Source organism: Rhizobium sp. AG207R, assembly GCF_027109195.1.
GTDB classification, from domain to species: domain Bacteria; phylum Pseudomonadota; class Alphaproteobacteria; order Rhizobiales; family Rhizobiaceae; genus Rhizobium; species Rhizobium dioscoreae.
In genome coordinates this window covers 33,445-50,757 of record NZ_JAEPVT010000007.1, presented here as the reverse complement: position 1 = coordinate 50,757, position 17,313 = coordinate 33,445, and the positions used below count along the sequence as shown (strand labels likewise).

The 17,313-nt window shown below is 60.9% G+C and carries 16 protein-coding genes; 9 read left to right on the top strand and 7 right to left on the bottom strand.

All coding sequences use genetic code 11. The annotated features are described in order from the left end of the window. Positions 1 to 275 precede the first annotated feature (275 nt). Together JJQ51_RS17615 and JJQ51_RS17610 are read left to right on the top strand one after the other, a co-directional pair. Positions 276 to 1,904 carry a phospholipase C gene (locus tag JJQ51_RS17615; protein WP_269245007.1) on the top strand — a complete coding sequence of 543 codons (1,629 nt, stop codon included), beginning with the start codon at positions 276 to 278 and terminating at the stop codon, positions 1,902 to 1,904. A 19-nt stretch (positions 1,905 to 1,923) separates the two neighbouring features. After that, a complete protein-coding gene (locus tag JJQ51_RS17610) occupies positions 1,924 to 3,306 on the top strand; it encodes a cytochrome-c peroxidase (protein ID WP_113354934.1) in 1,383 nt (460 codons plus the stop codon). A 57-nt stretch (positions 3,307 to 3,363) separates the two neighbouring features. Here the strand turns inward: JJQ51_RS17610 and JJQ51_RS17605 are convergent, their stop codons facing one another. Together JJQ51_RS17605 and odc2 are read right to left on the bottom strand one after the other, a co-directional pair. Beyond that, a complete protein-coding gene (locus tag JJQ51_RS17605; RefSeq protein ID WP_113354932.1) occupies positions 3,364 to 3,954 on the bottom strand; it encodes a GNAT family N-acetyltransferase in 591 nt (196 codons plus the stop codon). Positions 3,955 to 4,067: 113 nt separating this feature from the next. Further along, complete coding sequence (odc2, locus tag JJQ51_RS17600; RefSeq protein ID WP_112421581.1) at positions 4,068 to 5,201, bottom strand: ornithine/lysine decarboxylase; 1,134 nt, start codon at positions 5,199 to 5,201, stop codon at positions 4,068 to 4,070. Positions 5,202 to 5,730: 529 nt separating this feature from the next. Here odc2 and JJQ51_RS17595 point away from each other — a divergent pair. The 3 genes from JJQ51_RS17595 to JJQ51_RS17585 all read left to right on the top strand — a co-directional run bounded on the left by JJQ51_RS17595 (position 5,731) and on the right by JJQ51_RS17585 (position 8,480). Then, positions 5,731 to 6,624: a LysR family transcriptional regulator gene (locus tag JJQ51_RS17595; RefSeq protein WP_113330541.1), complete on the top strand. Its 894-nt coding sequence runs from the start codon at positions 5,731 to 5,733 to the stop codon at positions 6,622 to 6,624. A gap of 90 nt (positions 6,625 to 6,714) precedes the next feature. Further along, on the top strand, positions 6,715 to 7,374 hold the full coding sequence (locus JJQ51_RS17590) for a DUF1007 family protein (protein WP_183812713.1): 660 nt from the start codon (positions 6,715 to 6,717) through the stop codon (positions 7,372 to 7,374). Continuing rightward, a complete protein-coding gene (locus JJQ51_RS17585) occupies positions 7,368 to 8,480 on the top strand; it encodes a nickel/cobalt transporter (protein ID WP_269245006.1) in 1,113 nt (370 codons plus the stop codon). Before JJQ51_RS17590 ends, JJQ51_RS17585 begins: the two co-directional genes overlap by 7 nt. 38 nt (positions 8,481 to 8,518) lie before the next feature. On the opposite strand, the gene JJQ51_RS17580 is transcribed toward JJQ51_RS17585, so the two are convergent. The 3 genes from JJQ51_RS17580 to JJQ51_RS17570 form a co-directional block, all read right to left on the bottom strand. After that, positions 8,519 to 8,734, bottom strand: a complete 216-nt coding sequence (locus JJQ51_RS17580) for a hypothetical protein (protein WP_269245005.1) — start codon at positions 8,732 to 8,734, stop codon at positions 8,519 to 8,521. An 89-nt stretch (positions 8,735 to 8,823) separates the two neighbouring features. After that, positions 8,824 to 9,519, bottom strand: a complete 696-nt coding sequence (locus JJQ51_RS17575) for a tellurite resistance TerB family protein (RefSeq protein ID WP_113330545.1) — start codon at positions 9,517 to 9,519, stop codon at positions 8,824 to 8,826. Positions 9,520 to 9,645: 126 nt separating this feature from the next. After that, positions 9,646 to 10,284: a 2-dehydro-3-deoxy-phosphogluconate aldolase gene (locus JJQ51_RS17570; protein WP_069613321.1), complete on the bottom strand. Its 639-nt coding sequence runs from the start codon at positions 10,282 to 10,284 to the stop codon at positions 9,646 to 9,648. A 160-nt stretch (positions 10,285 to 10,444) separates the two neighbouring features. On the opposite strand from JJQ51_RS17570, the gene JJQ51_RS17565 reads away from it, so the two are divergent. Together JJQ51_RS17565 and JJQ51_RS17560 are read left to right on the top strand one after the other, a co-directional pair. After that, complete coding sequence (locus JJQ51_RS17565; RefSeq protein ID WP_113330585.1) at positions 10,445 to 10,930, top strand: CYTH domain-containing protein; 486 nt, start codon at positions 10,445 to 10,447, stop codon at positions 10,928 to 10,930. Next, positions 10,908 to 11,819 carry a CHAD domain-containing protein gene (locus JJQ51_RS17560; protein WP_113354927.1) on the top strand — a complete coding sequence of 304 codons (912 nt, stop codon included), beginning with the start codon at positions 10,908 to 10,910 and terminating at the stop codon, positions 11,817 to 11,819. Before JJQ51_RS17565 ends, JJQ51_RS17560 begins: the two co-directional genes overlap by 23 nt. Before the next feature lie 61 nt (positions 11,820 to 11,880). On the opposite strand, the gene JJQ51_RS17555 is transcribed toward JJQ51_RS17560, so the two are convergent. Beyond that, entirely contained in the window at positions 11,881 to 13,386 is a 1,506-nt protein-coding gene (locus JJQ51_RS17555) for an FAD-dependent oxidoreductase (RefSeq protein ID WP_269245004.1), read from the bottom strand. A 49-nt stretch (positions 13,387 to 13,435) separates the two neighbouring features. Here JJQ51_RS17555 and JJQ51_RS17550 point away from each other — a divergent pair, with 49 nt between their 5' ends. Then, a complete protein-coding gene (locus tag JJQ51_RS17550; RefSeq protein ID WP_113330549.1) occupies positions 13,436 to 13,921 on the top strand; it encodes a MarR family winged helix-turn-helix transcriptional regulator in 486 nt (161 codons plus the stop codon). Positions 13,922 to 14,091: 170 nt separating this feature from the next. Beyond that, positions 14,092 to 15,033 (top strand): oxygen-dependent tRNA uridine(34) hydroxylase TrhO, encoded by a 942-nt coding sequence (gene trhO / locus JJQ51_RS17545; RefSeq protein WP_269245003.1) that lies wholly within the window; start codon positions 14,092 to 14,094, stop codon positions 15,031 to 15,033. A gap of 62 nt (positions 15,034 to 15,095) precedes the next feature. Here the strand turns inward: trhO and JJQ51_RS17540 are convergent, their stop codons facing one another. Next, the gene (locus tag JJQ51_RS17540) at positions 15,096 to 17,306 is read right to left on the bottom strand and encodes a putative bifunctional diguanylate cyclase/phosphodiesterase (protein ID WP_269245002.1); all 2,211 of its coding nucleotides are present in this window, start codon (positions 17,304 to 17,306) and stop codon (positions 15,096 to 15,098) included. Between the last annotated feature and the right edge of the window lie 7 nt (positions 17,307 to 17,313).

The following is a 17,313-nucleotide window of genomic DNA, read 5'->3' as shown; positions in this document are numbered from 1 at the left end:
TTAACGCCGCTGCACCTCACCATGAGGTGGAGCAAGTTCCGTGACGAGGCACGCAGATCAGCCCTCATGCTGAGGAGGCCCGAAGGGCCGTCTCGAAGCACGAGGGCGGGTGAGGAAGCGCCCCGCCACCAGTCCGTGACATAAGGTAGCACCGGAAACGCTCCCCTTACCCTTCATGGAACTGTCATGCTCCATTGATAGCTCGAAAGGGTTCTCTATGCCCGGCGTGGCGCAAATGCGCCGGAGCAATGCCCCCACTCGAAGAGGATATGACGATGACCAGTTTTTCACGTCGCGCCGCCCTTAAAGCCGGCAGCGCGCTTACCCTTGTTTTGCTCTGTTCCGCCGCCGGTGCCGCCGATATGGCGCCGGCACCGAATACCGCGACCCCCATCAAGCATCTTGTCGTTATCTTCCAGGAAAATGTCTCCTTCGACCATTATTTCGCGACCTACCCCAAGGCAGCGAACGTCGATGGCGAACCGGCATTCAAGGCCGCCGACAACACGCCGACCGATATCAATACGCTCGCCAATGCCGGTCTTCTGGACAACAATCCGAACAAAACCAACACGGCAAACGGCGCCGATGCGGCAGCCCCCTTCCGGCTCGACCGCACGCAGGCCGCAACCCAGTCGCAGAACCATGGCTATACCGCCGAACAGGCCGCCTACAACAACTTCGCCATGGACCTCTTCCCCGCCAATACCGGCAAGGGCACCAAGGGTGCTGCCGGCGCCTTCGGCACCAAGGGTCAGGTCATGGGCTATTACGACGGTAACACCGTCACGGCCCTTTGGAATTATGCCCAGCACTATGCGCTGAACGACAATTCCTTCTCCACCAATTTCGGCCCTTCGACCCCCGGCGCGCTGAACCTGATCTCCGGCCAGACCAATGGCGCCATCCTGCCGCCCGGCTATACGCTGGAAAGCGACGGCACCTATTCCAAGGGCCGCATCGTGCCCGACGGCAATGGCGGCTGGACCGCGATCAGCGATTTCGATCCGACGGGCGACGTCTGTTCGGTCGGCCAGACGGCGCTGATGTACGGCAAGAACATCGGCGACATGTTGAACGAGCACAAGATCACCTGGGGCTTCTTCGAGGGCGGCTTCGACCTCTCGCAGACCAACCCGGACGGCACGACCGGCTGCAAGCGCGCGACTACATCGGCCATCGCCAAGGTCAATTACACCGATTATATTCCGCATCACCAGCCGTTCCAGTATTACGCCTCAACGGCCAACCCGACACATGCGCGTCCGTCTTCGGTGGCAACGATCGGCACGACCGATGCGGCAAATCACCAGTACGACATGACGGATTTCTACGCGGCCCTGAAGAACGGCAATATGCCCGCCGTCAGCTTCCTGAAGGCACCGGCCTATCAAGATGGCCACGCCGGCTATTCCGATCCGCTCGACGAGCAGGAATTCGTCACACAGGTGGTCAACACCGTGCAGAATTCGCCGGACTGGAAGGACACCGCCATCATTATCCTCTACGACGATTCCGACGGCTGGTATGATCATGCCCATGCGGTCGTCAATCCGTCGAAAATCCCCGTCAAAGGCTATGACGTTCTGAGCGGCGACGGCTGTTCCACCGGCACTGCCCTGCCCGGCGTCAACGGCCAGCCGGCGCAGGGACGGTGCGGCTACGGCACGCGCCAGCCGCTGCTCGTCATCTCGCCTTATGCCAAGGTCAACTTCGTCGATCACACGCTGACGGACCAGACCTCCGTCATGCGCTTCATCGAAGATAACTGGATGGGCGGCGCCCGCCTCGGCGGCGGCTCCTTCGATGTGCTCTCGGGCTCGCTGAACACCATGTTCGACTGGTCCAAAGGTGACGCGCCGAAGCTGATCCTCGATCCAAAGACCGGCAACCAGGCATCGTAAATCCAGAAGGGAGACGGAAATGCCCCTGACCTACCGCCGTCTCCTGCCGCTCATCGCACTCGCGGGCCTGTCGCTTGCGGGTGCGGCTGCAGGCATGGCAAACGAACCGGCCGCCAGTGCTTCGGCAACCGATGGCTATGATGACCAGGCGCCGCTGAGCGCGGTGGCGCAACTCGGCAAGAAGCTGTTCTTCGATCCGTCACTCTCGGGCGGCGGCCAGATGTCCTGCGCGACCTGTCACGATCCGGCCAACCACTACGCGCCGGCCAACGACCGTGCCGTCCAGCTCGGTGGCCCGCATCTCGATCAGCCGGGTATCCGCGCAGTGCCGAGCCTCGCCTACAAAATGTCGACGCCATCCTTCTCGATCGGAGAAGAGAGCGCTGCCGACGAAGCGGCGGAAGCATCGCCGATGACCGAAGCGTCGGGCGTGGCTCTGGCCAATGCTCCGGCCGCCGTCGCCGGCCCGATGACCGCCCAGGCCGTCGTCAAGGCCGATGCGGCAGCCGCAGCAAACCTCGTGCCGCAGGGCGGCATGTTCTGGGATGGGCGTGTCGATTCGCTGGAGGAACAGGCCCTGCAGCCAATGATCTCACCCTTCGAGATGGCGAATGCCGATGCGGCCACCGTCTATGCCAAGCTGAAAGAGAGTTACGGCAAGGAGATTTCGGCGCTCTTCGGCGACAATATCCTCAGCGATCAGGACATGACGATCTCCGAGATCGGCTTCGCGCTCGCCCGCTATCAGATCGAGGACAGCTCCTTCCATCCCTATACCAGCAAGTACGACTACTATCTGCGCGGCAAGGCAGTGCTGACGGATGCAGAAGCGCGGGGTCTGAAGCTCTTCGACGATGCGAACAAGGGCAATTGCGCCTCCTGCCATCTCGATAAGATGACCGGCGACGGGCAGATGCCCAACTTTACCGATTTCGAGTTCGAGGCACTCGCCGCACCGCGCAATCCGGCAATTCCGGCCAATGCCGATGCGCATTACTACGACACCGGCATTTGCGGCCCGCTGCGCAACGACACCTATTCCGCCCAGCCGCAGAATTGCGGGCTGTTCAAGACGCCGACGCTGCGCAATGTCGCGGCCCGCCATGCCTTCTTCCACAATGGCGTCTATCGGAGCCTTGAGGATGTGACCCGTTTCTATGTCAAGCGCGATACCAACCCGGATGAGATCTATCCGAAGGATGCGAGCGGCAAGGTGCTGAAATATGATGATTTGCCAGCGCAGTATCGGGCGAATATCGATGTCATCGACGCCCCGATGAACCGCAAGCCCGGCGATGCCCCAGCCCTCAACGACGCCGAGATAGCCGATGTCGTCGCCTTCCTGAAAACGCTGACGGATGGCTATGACCCGACAAAGGACAGCGTGAAGGCTGCGAAATAATAAGGCCTCCGACCGGGCGGCGGAGGCCTTATAATACGTCGAGACTGTTCGAGTCCTTTATGCAGCCTTTGCTATCGGCGGCTGGGCCAGTTTGCGGCCGCTGGCGACGATCATGCCGGCGGCGCTGTCGAGCCACCCTTCCTTGAGCTCGAGGGCCAGGAAGCGCTCGCGCTGGAACGGCCCCGGCATGACGAGATGGCGCGTCTTTGCGGCAAAGAAGCCGAAACGCTCGTAGTAAGGCGCATCGCCGACGAGCAGGATCGCGCCATGGCCGCGCTTCTTGGCTTCCAGGATGGCGGCGCGCATCAGCGCCGAGCCGATGCCCTTACCTTCATAGGCGGGATCGATCGCCAGCGGGCCGAGCAGCAGCGCCTCGACCGGGCGCGTCTCCCGATCGACGCCGGCTTCGACGTTCCAGAGGCGAACCGTGCCGATGACATGGCCGGCGCGATCGCGCGCGACGATTGCCAGACCTTCAGCCGGCACGCGGCCCTGGCGCAGCTTTTCCGACGACTTCTTGCGGCGGTCGGGACCCATGGCGCGATCCAGTAGGTTTTCGCGCGCAACGACATCGCCTGCGTTTTCCAGGTCGAGAGTGAATGTGGACGGCGCAAAGAATGCGCGGACAGAATCAAGAACAGCGGCCATCTCGGCCTCCCGTGCCCAATACCGTTATCAGCGGTGGTGACGAACTATTGTGAGGGTGCCGCCCCGGATGGTTACGGGGGCGGCTTTGTCGAACTTCAGATCCCTGCCGGACCTTAGATAATGTAGGCCTTCAGCGGGTCGAAGCCATTGAACGCCACAGCCGAGTAGGTCGTGGTATAGGCGCCGGTGCCTTCGATCAGAACCTCGTCGCCGATGGTGAGCGACACCGGCAGCGGATAGAGGTTCTTCTCATAGAGCACGTCGGCCGAATCGCAGGTCGGGCCGGCAATGACGCAGGGTTCCATCTCGTCGCCGTCGCGCGTCGTGCGGATCGGATAGCGGATCGCCTCGTCCATGGTTTCGGCGAGACCGCCGAATTTGCCGATATCGAGGAAGACCCAGCGAGCGGCGTCATTGTCCGACTTCTTGGAAATCAGGACGACTTCAGCCTTGATCACGCCGGCATTGCCAACCATGCCGCGGCCCGGCTCGATGATCGTGTGCGGGATCTGGTTGCCGAAATGGGCGCGCAGAGACGCAAAGATCGCCTTGCCATAGGCTTCGGCCGAGGGAACGTCGCGCAGATACTTGGTCGGGAACCCGCCACCCATGTTGACCATCTGCAGGTGGATGCCCTGCTTGGCGAGCGAAACGAAAACCCGCTTGGCATCGGCAAGAGCATCGTCCCAGGCATCGACCTTGGTCATCTGCGAGCCGACGTGGAAAGACACGCCATAGGATTCCAGACCGAGCTGATGAGCATAGACGAGAACGTCGACGGCCATCTGCGGGACGCAGCCGAACTTGCGCGACAGCGGCCATTCCGCGCCTTCGCCATCCGTCAGGACACGGCAGAACACGCGGGCGCCGGGTGCGGCACGCGAGATCTTCTCGACTTCCTCATGGCTGTCGACGGCGAAGAGGTTGATACCGAGTGCATGCGCACGGGCGATATCGCGCTCCTTCTTGATGGTGTTGCCGTAGGAGATACGCTGAGCGGTCGCGCCGGCATCGAGCGCCATTTCGATTTCGGCGACGGACGCGCAATCGAAGTTGGAGCCGAGGCTTGCGAGCAGGCGCAGCACTTCCGGAGCCGGATTGGCCTTGACGGCATAATAGATGGCGCTGTCCGGCATGGCATGACGGAAGGCGTGAAAATTGTCGCGGACGACATCGAGATCGACCACCAGGCAAGGACCGTCCGGACGTCGGGCAGCGAGGAAATCGCGAATACGTTGCGTGGTCATGTCAATTCCCTTTCAAATTCCAAAGGCTCCGGGGAAAACCCAGAGGACAAAGGGCGACGCTCACTCGCTCAGGAACCAGCCGGTGGAGACCCCGGTACCGTGCAAATGCGCGAAGCGCGGATGATGAACCAGTGCCGCAAGCGGCGCTAATTCGCTTTGTCTGCCATGGATTGGAGGGAATATCCCAACCGCACTTCCGGCAATGAAGGTGTGCCTCTTCAGTAACCCCGGCTGATGGAAAGCCGGGAGAGAACAAAAAGGCCCGCACCGTCGTTGCTTCAGATGTCCTCGCATTTTCCGGTTGGCCGGAATAGCGACTGGAGGGGTTAATTCCAGGTACCTTACCGATTTTCTCACCACATCGAGGATCGGCGGACACCCACGGGCACGTGCGACTTTGGGCTGACCTCGAAATAGGAATATTCGCCGACATAATCAAGAAAATTTTTCTCCCATGCCCGAAAAAAATAATTGAACAAATCGAAGCATTTTGTTCAACATCCGGAAACAGTTAGCGGGAGGCTTCACCATGGACACTTTGACCCGGATTCGCGCCTTCATCGACGTGGTCGAGGCCGAGGGATTTTCGGCAGCCGCGCGCAAGACCGGCCGCTCCAAGGCGCTCTTGTCGAAATATGTCCGGGAATTGGAAGACGAGCTCGGCGCGCTGCTGTTGAACCGCACCACGCGTCAATTCTCCATGACGGAGGCCGGCCATACCTATTATCGTACCGCCTCCGACATCCTGAAGGAGATCGACAATCTCGCCGACCTCGTGCGCGAGAACAACCAGCAACTTAAAGGTCGGCTGCGTGTTTCCGTGCCGCGCACCTTTGTCGACGCCGATGTCGGGCAGTCGCTGATCGATTTCGCCAAGGAGAATCCCGATCTTGCGCTGGAAATCGCTGCCGACGACCGCTTCGTGGACCTGATCGAGGAAGGCTTCGATGTCGCCGTGCGCATCACCAAACTCGAAGACTCCGGCATGATTGCCCGCAAGATTTCCGATTTCCGCGTCCATCTCTGCGCGACGCAAGCGTTTCTCGATCGTTATCCGACGCTGGAACATCCGACTGACCTTGCGCGCATTCCCTTCATCATCGACACCAACACCCGCTCGCAAGGCACTATTCGGTTCGTCGATGCCGACAGCACGACCTTCAACGTCGCCATCAACGGCACGCTCGAGGTCAATAGCCCGCATGCAACGCTGCGTGCGGCGCTCGCCGATCTCGGCGTTGCCATCGTCCCGGATTTCATCGGCCGTAAGGCGATCGAAAGCGGACAGTTGCTGACGCTGTTCAATGACTACCTGCCGACGGACCGCGGCATCTATGCCGTCTACCCGCACCGCCGCTACCTCCCGGCCAAGGTGCGCATCTTTGTGGACTACCTGCACAACTGGTTCCGCAAGAACGGCTGAACGGGCAAGGTTGGCCGCCCGGTCCCAATTCCGTCTCATTTCCTGACCAGAAAACGAAGTGAATCAATGCTCACGAAACACATCGGACGCATGAGAAAATCCACGATCATCCACGCTGTTGCCATGACCGGCGGCCTGTTGCTTGCGCCGGCCATAGCATCGGCGCATCCGCATATTTTCGTGGAAGCCCGTCTGGAAGTGCTCGCCGGCGCGGATGGCAATGTGCAGGAGCTGCGCAACGTCTGGCGCTTCGACGAGGTGTTCTCTTCCTCCGTCCTCATGGATTTCGACAAGAACACCAATCTGAAGCTCGACCCTGACGAGCTGAAAGAAGTCGGCAAGACGGTGCGCGAGTCATTGGCCGATTACGACTATTATGCGAACCTGACGCTCAATGGCAAAACGATCAAGGTGGACAAGCCCGATATCATCAATGTCGACTTCCGCGATGGCCAGCTCCTGATGTTCTTCGCCGTCAAACCGGCCGAGCCGATGCCGCTCGCCAAGGGCAACAAGATGAGCTTCGGCATCTACGACCCGACACTCTATACCTCGATCGATTTCCCGAGCGACAATGAATTGGTGACGGAGGGCGATGCCTTCAAAAGCTGCACGCATAAGGTCGTCCGGCCCAATCCGGATGAAGTCATCGCCGAAAACAGGTCGACATTGACGGATGCCTTCTTCAACGATCCGACGGGAACGACCATGTCGAAACTCTTTGCAACGCGGATAGATGTGCAATGCTGATTTCGAGGCTAAGGACGCTTGTGCCAGCCGTAGCTATCGCCCTTTTGGCGGCAGCCGGTTTTGCCCATGCCGCTGGCTCACCGCTCGGCATCGGCACCGCCGAGCCAAGCTTCCAGCCGATGGGCGGACCGCTGGCGCCGATCTTCCTCTACGTGAATTACGAGCAGCAGGCCTTCTATCGTGCGCTCACCAAGTCCATTGAGGCCATGCGCCAGGACCCCTGGCAGCTCTGGACGCTGATCGGCCTTTCCTTCGCCTATGGCATTTTCCATGCCGCCGGCCCCGGCCACGGCAAGGCGGTGATTTCCTCCTACATGGTCGCCAATGAGATCGAGCTGAAACGCGGCATCGGCATCTCCTTCGTCTCCGCGCTCATCCAGGGCCTCGTCGCCGTCCTTGTTGTCGGCGCCGCCTATTTCGTCCTGCGCGGGTCTGGCATCACCATGACGATGGCGACTAATGCCATGGAGATCACAAGCTTCGTCATGGTCATCCTGTTCGGCAGCTTGCTCTTGTTCCGTAAGCTGCGGGCGATGATGCAAAGCCGGGCGCAACGTCAAGACATGCAGCTTGCGACGTCGGCCGGGCCAATCAGCCTCTCGCTGTTCGAGGGAGCAGCGACGGGCACGGATTCGGCAAGAGGTTTTGCGCGCAGCAGCGCCGCTATGCCCGCCGCCGGCGGCTATCAATGCTATGATCCCGCTCATACGAGCGGCGACGGCGCCTACTGCGAAACGTGCGGCCACGCCCATCTTCCCGATCCGAAGATGCTGTCGAACGAAAAGTTCAGTGCCCGCGAGGCCTGGTCTGCCATTGTCGCCGTCGGGCTGCGCCCATGCTCGGGCGCGCTCCTTGTCATGACCTTCTCGATGCTGAACGGGCTCTATCTTGGCGGCCTGCTATCTGTCCTCGCCATGTCGATCGGCACGGCGCTGACCGTCTCGCTGCTTGCCATCATCGCGGTCTTCGCGAAAGGCACCGCCGTGCGTTTCACCGGCAAGGGCTCGAGACTTTCGGTTTGGGTGGGCAACGGCATCGAGATCCTCGGCGCGCTGCTCGTCATCTGCACGGGCATCATCCTGCTCGGCGCCTCGCTGCAGAACTGAGCGATTTCCGAGGGTTTGGGAGAGCTTTACGTTGGAGCTTACGGCCCGTTGCGCCGTTGGTAGCGCGCCCGCATCCAGAACACGAAGAAGAAGGCCAGGATGACGAGCACGCCGAAACCGGTGCCTAGCCATGGCGAAATGTCTCCGAGCCAGACGATGACGTTCGGCATCAGGTAAAGCATGGCTGTCGCAACCAGCAGGATAACGCCGGCCGCGATTGCCGCCGAGCGTGTTTCGCTTTTCTTATCCGTCAATGTAGCCATCCCTGACGCCCTGACATGAGTTCCGGCGAAGGCTTAGGCCAGCTGCCGAGGAAAGGCAACCGGCCCTATCGTCACACGCGTCAGACTTTAGCGCCAGCAACGGTCGCTTCGATATGATCGACCAGCGCATCGGCCAGACCGAGGCGGCCGGCAAGCAGATCGAGATAGCCGCGCTCAGCCCGCGAATCCGGCTCGATCGCCAGCCGCGAAGCGGTATAGACCTGCACCCGCTGTTCCTCGGTCTTTGCAGAAGCGACGATGGCATCGAGATCGACGGGATTGGCAAGCTCTCGCTGGAAAAAGGCTTCCGCCTCCGATCCGACACCAGCCTCCTGTACCTTGCCGAGAATGCGCTGACGCTCCGCATCGTCGATATGGCCATCGGCGCGGGCGGCCGCAATCATGGCCCGCACCAGGGAAAGCGTAAAATCATTGCTGGCGACGGCCGGCGCTGTGCTGAAGCCGGAATCCGACGGCGGCGGCAGGAACTGCGGCTCGGCCTGCGGGGCTGGCTGCGGCTGATTGCCGTCGCGGTAGTTCTTGTAGGCCTGATAGCCGAGGCCTGCGATGGCTGCGAGACCGCCGAGCGCCAGCGCATTTCCGGCGACCTGGCGTCCGGTCTTCGTCCCCAGCAGCACGCCAGCGATGGCGCTCGTCGCCATCGGATTGTCCCTGGCAAGATTGATGGCCTGGGTTGCCCTGTCTCTCACGGTCCCCTGCACTCCCGGAACCTGCGATCCCAGGAACTGGTCAAGAAGCTTGCGGGCGTCGATCATATGGATGGTCCTCCGTCCTTTGATGGTGACAGGGAGATAGGAAGCGCAACCGCAAATACCAATCCGCAGAATGCAAAAAGGCGCGCAGAAGCCTGCGCGCCTTCGAAACCGACGGGAGGCAGCCGCTCAGCCCTTGAGCGCGGCGGCCTCGGCGGCAAGCTTGGTGATCCCGGCCCAATCGCCCGATGCAACGAGCTCCTTCGGCGCAACCCAGGAGCCGCCGACACAGATGACGTTCGGCAGCGACAGATAGTCATGGGCGTTCTTCAGCGAGATGCCGCCAGTCGGGCAAAAGACCGTGCCGGCGAGCGGCGATGACAGGGCCTTCAGATAGGAAGCACCGCCGGCCTGCTCGGCCGGGAAGAACTTCAGTACCGTATAGCCCTCTTCCCGCAGCGCCATCACTTCGCTGGCCGTTGCGGCACCCGGCAGCAGCGGCACATGCGAGCCGCGCGCAGCATCAAGCAGTTCCTGCGTCGTGCCGGGGCTGACGATGAACTTCGAACCGGCTTCGACGGCCGCGTCCCATTGTTTGACATTGAGGATCGTGCCGGCGCCGACTTCGGCACCCTCGACTTCTTCGGCGACAGCACGGATCGCATCCAGCGCACCGGCGGTGCGAAGCGTGATCTCGATGGCCTTGAGACCGCCCGCAACGAGCGCACGGGCGAGCGGCACGGCCGATTTCGCATCGTCGACGATCAGCACAGGAACGACGGGCTGCAATTTCAGGATGGAAAGAAGCTTCTCGGTTTTCTCGCCCATGGTCGGTGCACTCCCTTTAAAACGATTGAAATCCGGCTTTCGAATAGCCTTCCCGAAGGTGCTTGTCGAGACAAAAGCTCGCTTTAAATACGACGGGTAGGAAATTGCGGCAACTTGCTATAGTCTGTTCCAATCTGTGCCGGTGGAGCATGTCAAACGCATGGCAAAAGAGATCGAGCGAAAGTTTCTGGTGCGCGGCGATCACTGGCGTGATTCCGTTTCGGAGCGGCTGATCCTGCGACAAGGATATATTGCCTCCATGGCAGACCGTTCCGTGCGCATACGGCTGACGAACGACACCAAGGCAACCTTGACGATCAAGATCGGCAAGTCGATGACGAGGGACGAATTCGAATATGAGATCCCCGTCAACGAGGCGGAGGAATTGCTGGAAACGGCGATCGGCCTCGTCATCGAGAAGACCCGCCACAAAGTGCAGTTCAAGGGCTTTACCTGGGAAGTCGATGTCTTCCGCGGCGCCCATCGCGGCCTCGTGATCGCTGAAGTGGAAATGGACGACGAAAGCGACAATCCGGAACTGCCGGACTGGATCGGACGCGAGGTAACCGGCGAATACCGCTATTCCAATCAGGCCCTCGCGACGCAGTTCGAGCAGGAGTACGATGAGCTATCGCATACGGCCTGACCGAGCTCTTGATGACGAGGTGCACAAAGCAGCCGCGCATCAACTCGGCAAGGCAATGGCCGTACTGACGGACAGACCGCAGGGCCTGCACGAAGCGGTTCACGACGCCCGCAAGAACATCAAGCGCGTGCGCGCGCTCTACCGGCTGATCGCTCCGGTCGCGCGCGAATTTCAGCAGCGGGAAAATGACCGCCTTCGGAATATGGCACGCACGCTTTCCGGCGTGCGCGATGCGACCGCACTGATCGAGATCGGTCATTACCTGCAGGCAACCGCCAGATCCGCAGAAGAACTGCACGCGCTGACCCGCGTCAGCGATCTGCTGACCACCCGGCGCGACCGCTTGGCGGCGGCGCAAACCGATCTCGAAGACAAGGCACAGGCAGCAGTCGCGATATGTGCCGAGGCGCGCGAGGCGTTGAAGGAGATATCCTTCGACTGCGGCCGACGCGACACGGCCCGTCTCTTTCAGAAAAGCTGGCGCAAGAATGTCCGCAAGGCGATGCAGGCGCTGTCCGAATGCCATGCGGAAGCGGCCCACGTCGAGAGCTTTCATGATCTGCGCAAACGCAGCCAGGATTACTGGATGCATCACATGCTATTGCGCGATGTCTGGCCGGCCGCCATGCATGCCAAGCAGCTGGAGGCCAAGGCCTTGGTCGACGTGCTCGGCCGCTATCTCGACATGTCGATATTGGCCGATGTCGCAGACCGCGAGCCGCATCTCTTCGACAGAAGCGACGATCACGCCCGCCTGCTGGAAGCGATCATTGCCCGGCAGCAGACCGCGCGCGGGGAAGCGCTGGAGCGAGGCCGCTGGGTCTTCGCCGACAAACCGGAGAGCGAAGCACGGACTATCAAGCACCTTTGGCTGGAGGCGGCCAACTGACGGGGTCACGCGCCCGCCTCAGGCAGTTCAATCGGCATGACCTAGCGTTGCTTTAGGCGCTCTACGCATCCGCCGAACCAAGCCCCACTTGCGCGAAATAGCCTTCCAGCATCGCAATGTCGTCGGCGGCAGCGATCGCGCCAATATATCCGTCCGGCCGCACGAGCACCCATTCTCCGGGGGATAGGGCGTAGATGTCGCGCAGATGCCCCCCGGCGTCGACCATGTCGCCTGACTGGCCGAAAGTATGAATATGCAGCCCTGCGCGCGGCTGCACCGATCCCGGCTGCACCTCATAGCCGAGCAATGTCCAATGCGCACCTCGGAACAGATCGAACAGCCGTTTCGGCTGGCCGGCGGCGCCACGGATCGGCGCATCCGGGGCTCTATCGCCAGCAGACAGGCGGCCGCTGCGTCCAAGCGTTTCGAGCGCAAGCGAAGACGAAGGATAACCTATATCGAGTTGGCGCACCTCGCGACCGCGCCGCATGTCGCCCTGTTTCTGAGCATCGAGAAGCCTTGTTGCCAGACCAAGCATCGCAGCCGCGATGGGCTGACGCTCCTCTTCATAGCTGTCGAGCAGCTTGTCGTCGGCTCCATTGGCGGCCGCTGCCAGCTTCCATCCGAGATTATAGGCATCCTGCACGCTGGTATTGAGGCCCTGACCGCCAGTCGGCGGATGAATGTGGGCGGCATCACCGATGAGAAACACGCGGCCAACACGGTATCGATCGGCAAGTCGCGCATTCATGGTGTAGGCCGACGACCACGACACGGATTGGATATGGATATCGTCGCGCCTGGTCCGCTCCGCCACCATGGCTTCCAGCCCTTTGGCAGAGAGGTCGATATCACCGTCGAGAGGGATCGGCCCCTGTATCTGGAACATCTCGGTCCCGGCAAGCGGGCAGAACATGATCTGCCGCGACATGTCGCCGTCGTTGAAGCGATGCCAGGCATCGCGCGTGAGACCGGTCAAAATGACATCGGCCACGATGGCGCGAACGCCGAGGGTCTTGCCGGGAAAGTCGATACCAAGGGCGTGGCGAACGAAACTGCGGCCGCCATCGGCGCCTACGAGCCAGCGCACCCGAAGAATTTCCTCTTCAGCCTTGCCCGCTAGGCGCGCTGTCACGCCACTCGGGTCTTGCTCGAAACCAACCAGTTCGCAGCCGAATTGCGGCGTATGGCCAAGCTCAAGCAACCTCTCGCGCATAACCTTTTCGGTCAGGAATTGCGGTATCATCAGCGGCAGATGGTACGGTTCTGCCGGTGTCGGGTCCTGATGTTCGGCGATGTCGGACTCGGTAAAACTGCCGTCGTCTCGATATCGCCGTACGGGCGGATACATGCCGCCGGCCGCAACGACCCGGTCGAGAATGCCGAGATCCTCGAAGATTTCCTGGGTTCGCGGCTGGATGCCCTTGCCGCGCGAACCACGGAAAGGCCCGTCCATCTTTTCGATCAGTCGGAAGGAAATTCCTCTCCTTGCCAAATCGATGGCCAGCGCGAGGCCGGCCGCGCCCGCACCACAAATCAGCACATCGGCTGTAAATTGCTCTGTCATTTGCATCTCCATATGTGTAATATGCACATATTAAAAGAAGGGCGGCCCGGTGTCAACGAAAAGCTTGCAAAATACACATATCAGCGCTCAGCTACGCGAACTCCATAGCGCGCTGGTCGAAATTGTCGGCGTCATGAACCGGCCCCAGCGTGATGAGGCGATGATTAAGGAGGCGGGCATCTCCCTCGACCGCGCACTGTTTTCCCTGTTGGTTTTGGTGGAGCGGCTCGGCCCCATCGGCGTCGTCGAACTGGCCGATCGCGTCGGGCGCGACTACACCACCGTCAGCCGTCAGGTTGCGAAGATGGAGGGGCTTGGACTGATCAGCCGGCGGGAGAACGCGATCGACCGACGCCTGCGCGAGGCCGTCATCACCGAACAGGGCAAGGCGATGACCGATCGCATCGATGAGGCGCGCGAGAGGATCGCCCGATCCATTTTCGCCAAATGGGATGACCAGGATATCGAGGACCTTGTGCGGCTCATGCGCAGGTTTGCCGACGACATCAAGGATGATGCGCCAGCTGCACGATAAGCCGCATTTCGAAATGCCTTCCTTTCAAGTCGTATGGCGCTGGACATCTCAGCTCGTCGGCTAGCACAACCCACATCTTTCGCCGCACCCACAGAGGCGGGATCGAGAAGGCGCGGGCTGCGACGCAAATCCCGATTGCCTGAAAGCCCGCAAAATTGTATTTCACCGGCATGACCGACATGCTTTCAGATCCACGGCGCGACGCGACCGGCGCATTCCTCGTTGCCGCGCTCTATCATTTTGTTTCCTTTCCGCGCTTCGAAAGCCTGCGCGAGCCCCTGCTTGCGCTCTGCGAGGAAAAGGGCGTCAAGGGCACGCTGCTTTTGGCCCGTGAAGGGATCAATGGCACGATCGCCGGCTCGGATGCGGCTATCGGCGCCGTGCTCGCCTTCCTGCGCGCCCAGCCGGAATTTGCCGGGCTCGAACACGAGGAAAGCCGCGCGTCAAAAATGCCGTTCGTGCGCATGAAGGTGAAGCTCAAGAAAGAGATCGTCACCATGGGCGTCGAGAACATCGACCCGACCAAGGTCGTCGGCACCTATGTCGCGCCGAAGGATTGGAATGCACTGATCTCCGACCCCGACACCATCGTCATCGACACCCGCAACGACTATGAGACGGCCATCGGCGTCTTCAAGGGCGCGGTCGATCCGAAGACGAAGACCTTCCGCGAATTTCCCGATTGGGTGCGCGACAATACCGGCCTGCACAACAAGCCGAAGATCGCCATGTACTGCACCGGCGGCATCCGCTGCGAGAAGGCGACCGCCTTCATGAAGCAGCAAGGCTTCGACGAGGTCTATCATCTCAAGGGCGGCATTCTGAAATATCTTGAGGAAGTGCCGCCGGAAGAGAGCCTGTGGGAAGGCGCCTGCTTCGTCTTCGACGAGCGTGTCTCGGTTGAACACGGCCTGAAGGAAGGCAATCACAAGCTCTGCCACGCCTGCCGCAATCCCATTACATCAGAGGAAGTGACCTCACCCTTTTACGAGGCTGGCGTTTCCTGCAGCCACTGCTACCACGAACGCACTGAAGAAGACCGCGAGCGCTATCGCGAAAGGCAGCGGCAGATCGCACTCGCCCGCAAGCGTGGTCACGAGCATATCGGCTAAAGGCATTTTCGGAAGAACCGCACTGCGGCCTCCTTCAGGAATGCGCGAATGCTCCAGGCATATCAGGCGGCGGCGTGTTCTTCATCCAGTGCGGTTGCCATCTGTACCGCAAGCCGCTTGCTGATCTCGGCTTCCGGCATCGGCTTACCGTAGAAATAGCCCTGCAGCTCGTCGCAGCCGAAGCCCTCCAGCGCCCTTCCCTGCTCTTCGGTTTCTATACCTTCGGCCGTGACGGGAATGTCGAGTGACCGGGCCAGTGCCACGGTCGCCTTCACCATCTCGCGGGCGCGGTTGTCTTCCAGCACATTCATCGTCAGCGAGCGATCGATCTTGATGCGGTCGAAACCGAACTGACGCAGATAGCCGATGGAGGAGAAGCCCGACCCGAAGTCATCGAGTGCCACCTTGACGCCGAGCCTCTTCAACCGCTCGATCGACTGACGGGTACGCTCCGGATTTTGAATGATATAGCCTTCGGTGATTTCCAGCGTCACGCGCTCGGCTTCGATTTCGGTACTGTTGAGCACGCTGCGGACATAATCGGCGAAGGCAGGATTACGGAACTGGCCCGGCGAAACGTTGACGGCAACACGCAGATCCGGCCAGTGCCTTGCCGCCTCGCAGGCCTTACGCAGGACCAGCAGGCCCAACGCTTCGATCAGGCCGCTGGTTTCGGCAATCGGAATGAAGGCCTCCGGCGAAATAGGTCCATGGCCAGGACGATTCCACCGCACGAGTGCCTCGACGCCGATCATCTCGCAGCTCGATGCATCGACCAGCGGCTGATAGGCGAGCGTCAGTTCCTCCATCTCGATCGCGTGACGCAGATCGAGCTCCAGCGCATTGCGTTCCTCGCGATGCGCATCCATGGCCGTCTCGTAGCAGGTCATGCGGGCGCGGCCGGCTTCTTTGGCCTTGTACATGGCAAGATCGGCGCGGCGCACCAGTTCCTCACGGTCGATGCGGCCTTCGGGCGAGCTTGCGATGCCGATGCTGGCGCCGACCACGACCACCCGGCGGCCGATCTCCAGAGGCTCGGCAAGGAAATCCAGGATTTGCTCAGCCAACCGCAAAGCTGGGGCGTCATTAAGCTCCTTCGTCGGGAAGACGATGGCGAATTCATCGCCTCCAAGGCGCGCCAAGGCCGCCTGCGGTGGCACGAGAACCTTGAGCCCAGCGGCTACCGCGCGGATGAGCTGATCGCCGGTGCCATGCCCGTAGGCGTCGTTGATTTCCTTGAAACCATCGAGATCGAGATAGAGAAGCAGGACGTTGGTGCCGTCGGAGCGCGCCCGATCGACCAGACGATCCACATCGAGCCGCAATCCCTCACGATTGAGGAGCCCGCTCAGCCGATCTCGAAGAGAAACCTGACGTGCCTGAACTTCCTCCGCCCGCAGCCGGCGCCCCGTCAGCGAGCCCAAGATCAAAAGCACGACGAAGAACAGACCCACCAGACCAAGCGCGCCGAGCACCAATGGGCGGACCTGCTGATAGCTCATGTCCCCCGGCTGGCGCGAACTCCACACCAACCGTCCGAGCGACTTGCCGAGCGGATCGACGATGGAGACGGCATATCGTGCGACGGTATCCGGCGGCACCAGCGTCAAGCCGCTGATGACGTAGGTGTTGGCGAGCATCTTGATCCGATCGGCGTCAAGGTAGCGGACGAGGATCAGATAGCGCCGATGACCTTCCGGCACCGGAATGCGACCGGATCTTTCGCGGATCGTCGCGGCCCCGGCGGCGGCGATACCGTCCCTGGTCATGATGTAGCCCGCAGCTTCCGGCACTCCCGTCACGCGCGTTGTTCGCGCCTGATCGACGAGCGCCCAGACGGCCGCACCGAGGACATCCTCGATATTCTCTGTCAATGGCTGGCCATCGTGGTAAGCAACAATCGGCTTGTTGTTGTCGTCGACGATGATGGCAGTATCGAACAACGCACCGTTGGAGGAGATGTCGCCATAATTGCCGACGATCCAATTTTGATTATCGGTCCCATAGACACTTCGCGCCGCATCGTTGCGGGCGGAATGGTCATGCAGTGTCGCTTCCAGCTGTCCCTGAAAGGTTTTCAATGCCCCGACGGTCGTTTCCCAGGAGCGCTCGTCGTCCAGCTTGTTGGAATAATCGGCAACGCGTCCGATCGCGGTAAGAACCATCAAGGTCACGACGGCAACGATCAGGGCGAAGCAAATCAAAACGGCCGTCACAATGGAATGACGACCGATCTGTGCATTTTTCCGCAGGGACTTGGAAATTGCTCCCAACACCTTT

What these genes read in the sequence shown, in the direction of transcription:
- JJQ51_RS17615 (WP_269245007.1), top strand. Translation starts at nt 276, where the DNA reads ATGACCAGTTTTTCACGTCGCGCCGCCCTTAAAGCCGGCAGCGCGCTT.
- JJQ51_RS17610 (WP_113354934.1), top strand. Translation starts at nt 1,924, where the DNA reads ATGCCCCTGACCTACCGCCGTCTCCTGCCGCTCATCGCACTCGCGGGC.
- JJQ51_RS17605 (WP_113354932.1), bottom strand. Translation starts at nt 3,954, where the DNA reads ATGGCCGCTGTTCTTGATTCTGTCCGCGCATTCTTTGCGCCGTCCACA.
- odc2 (WP_112421581.1), bottom strand. Translation starts at nt 5,201, where the DNA reads ATGACCACGCAACGTATTCGCGATTTCCTCGCTGCCCGACGTCCGGAC.
- JJQ51_RS17595 (WP_113330541.1), top strand. Translation starts at nt 5,731, where the DNA reads ATGGACACTTTGACCCGGATTCGCGCCTTCATCGACGTGGTCGAGGCC.
- JJQ51_RS17590 (WP_183812713.1), top strand. Translation starts at nt 6,715, where the DNA reads ATGAGAAAATCCACGATCATCCACGCTGTTGCCATGACCGGCGGCCTG.
- JJQ51_RS17585 (WP_269245006.1), top strand. Translation starts at nt 7,368, where the DNA reads ATGCTGATTTCGAGGCTAAGGACGCTTGTGCCAGCCGTAGCTATCGCC.
- JJQ51_RS17575 (WP_113330545.1), bottom strand. Translation starts at nt 9,519, where the DNA reads ATGATCGACGCCCGCAAGCTTCTTGACCAGTTCCTGGGATCGCAGGTT.
- JJQ51_RS17570 (WP_069613321.1), bottom strand. Translation starts at nt 10,284, where the DNA reads ATGGGCGAGAAAACCGAGAAGCTTCTTTCCATCCTGAAATTGCAGCCC.
- JJQ51_RS17565 (WP_113330585.1), top strand. Translation starts at nt 10,445, where the DNA reads ATGGCAAAAGAGATCGAGCGAAAGTTTCTGGTGCGCGGCGATCACTGG.
- JJQ51_RS17560 (WP_113354927.1), top strand. Translation starts at nt 10,908, where the DNA reads ATGAGCTATCGCATACGGCCTGACCGAGCTCTTGATGACGAGGTGCAC.
- JJQ51_RS17555 (WP_269245004.1), bottom strand. Translation starts at nt 13,386, where the DNA reads ATGACAGAGCAATTTACAGCCGATGTGCTGATTTGTGGTGCGGGCGCG.
- trhO (WP_269245003.1), top strand. Translation starts at nt 14,092, where the DNA reads ATGACCGACATGCTTTCAGATCCACGGCGCGACGCGACCGGCGCATTC.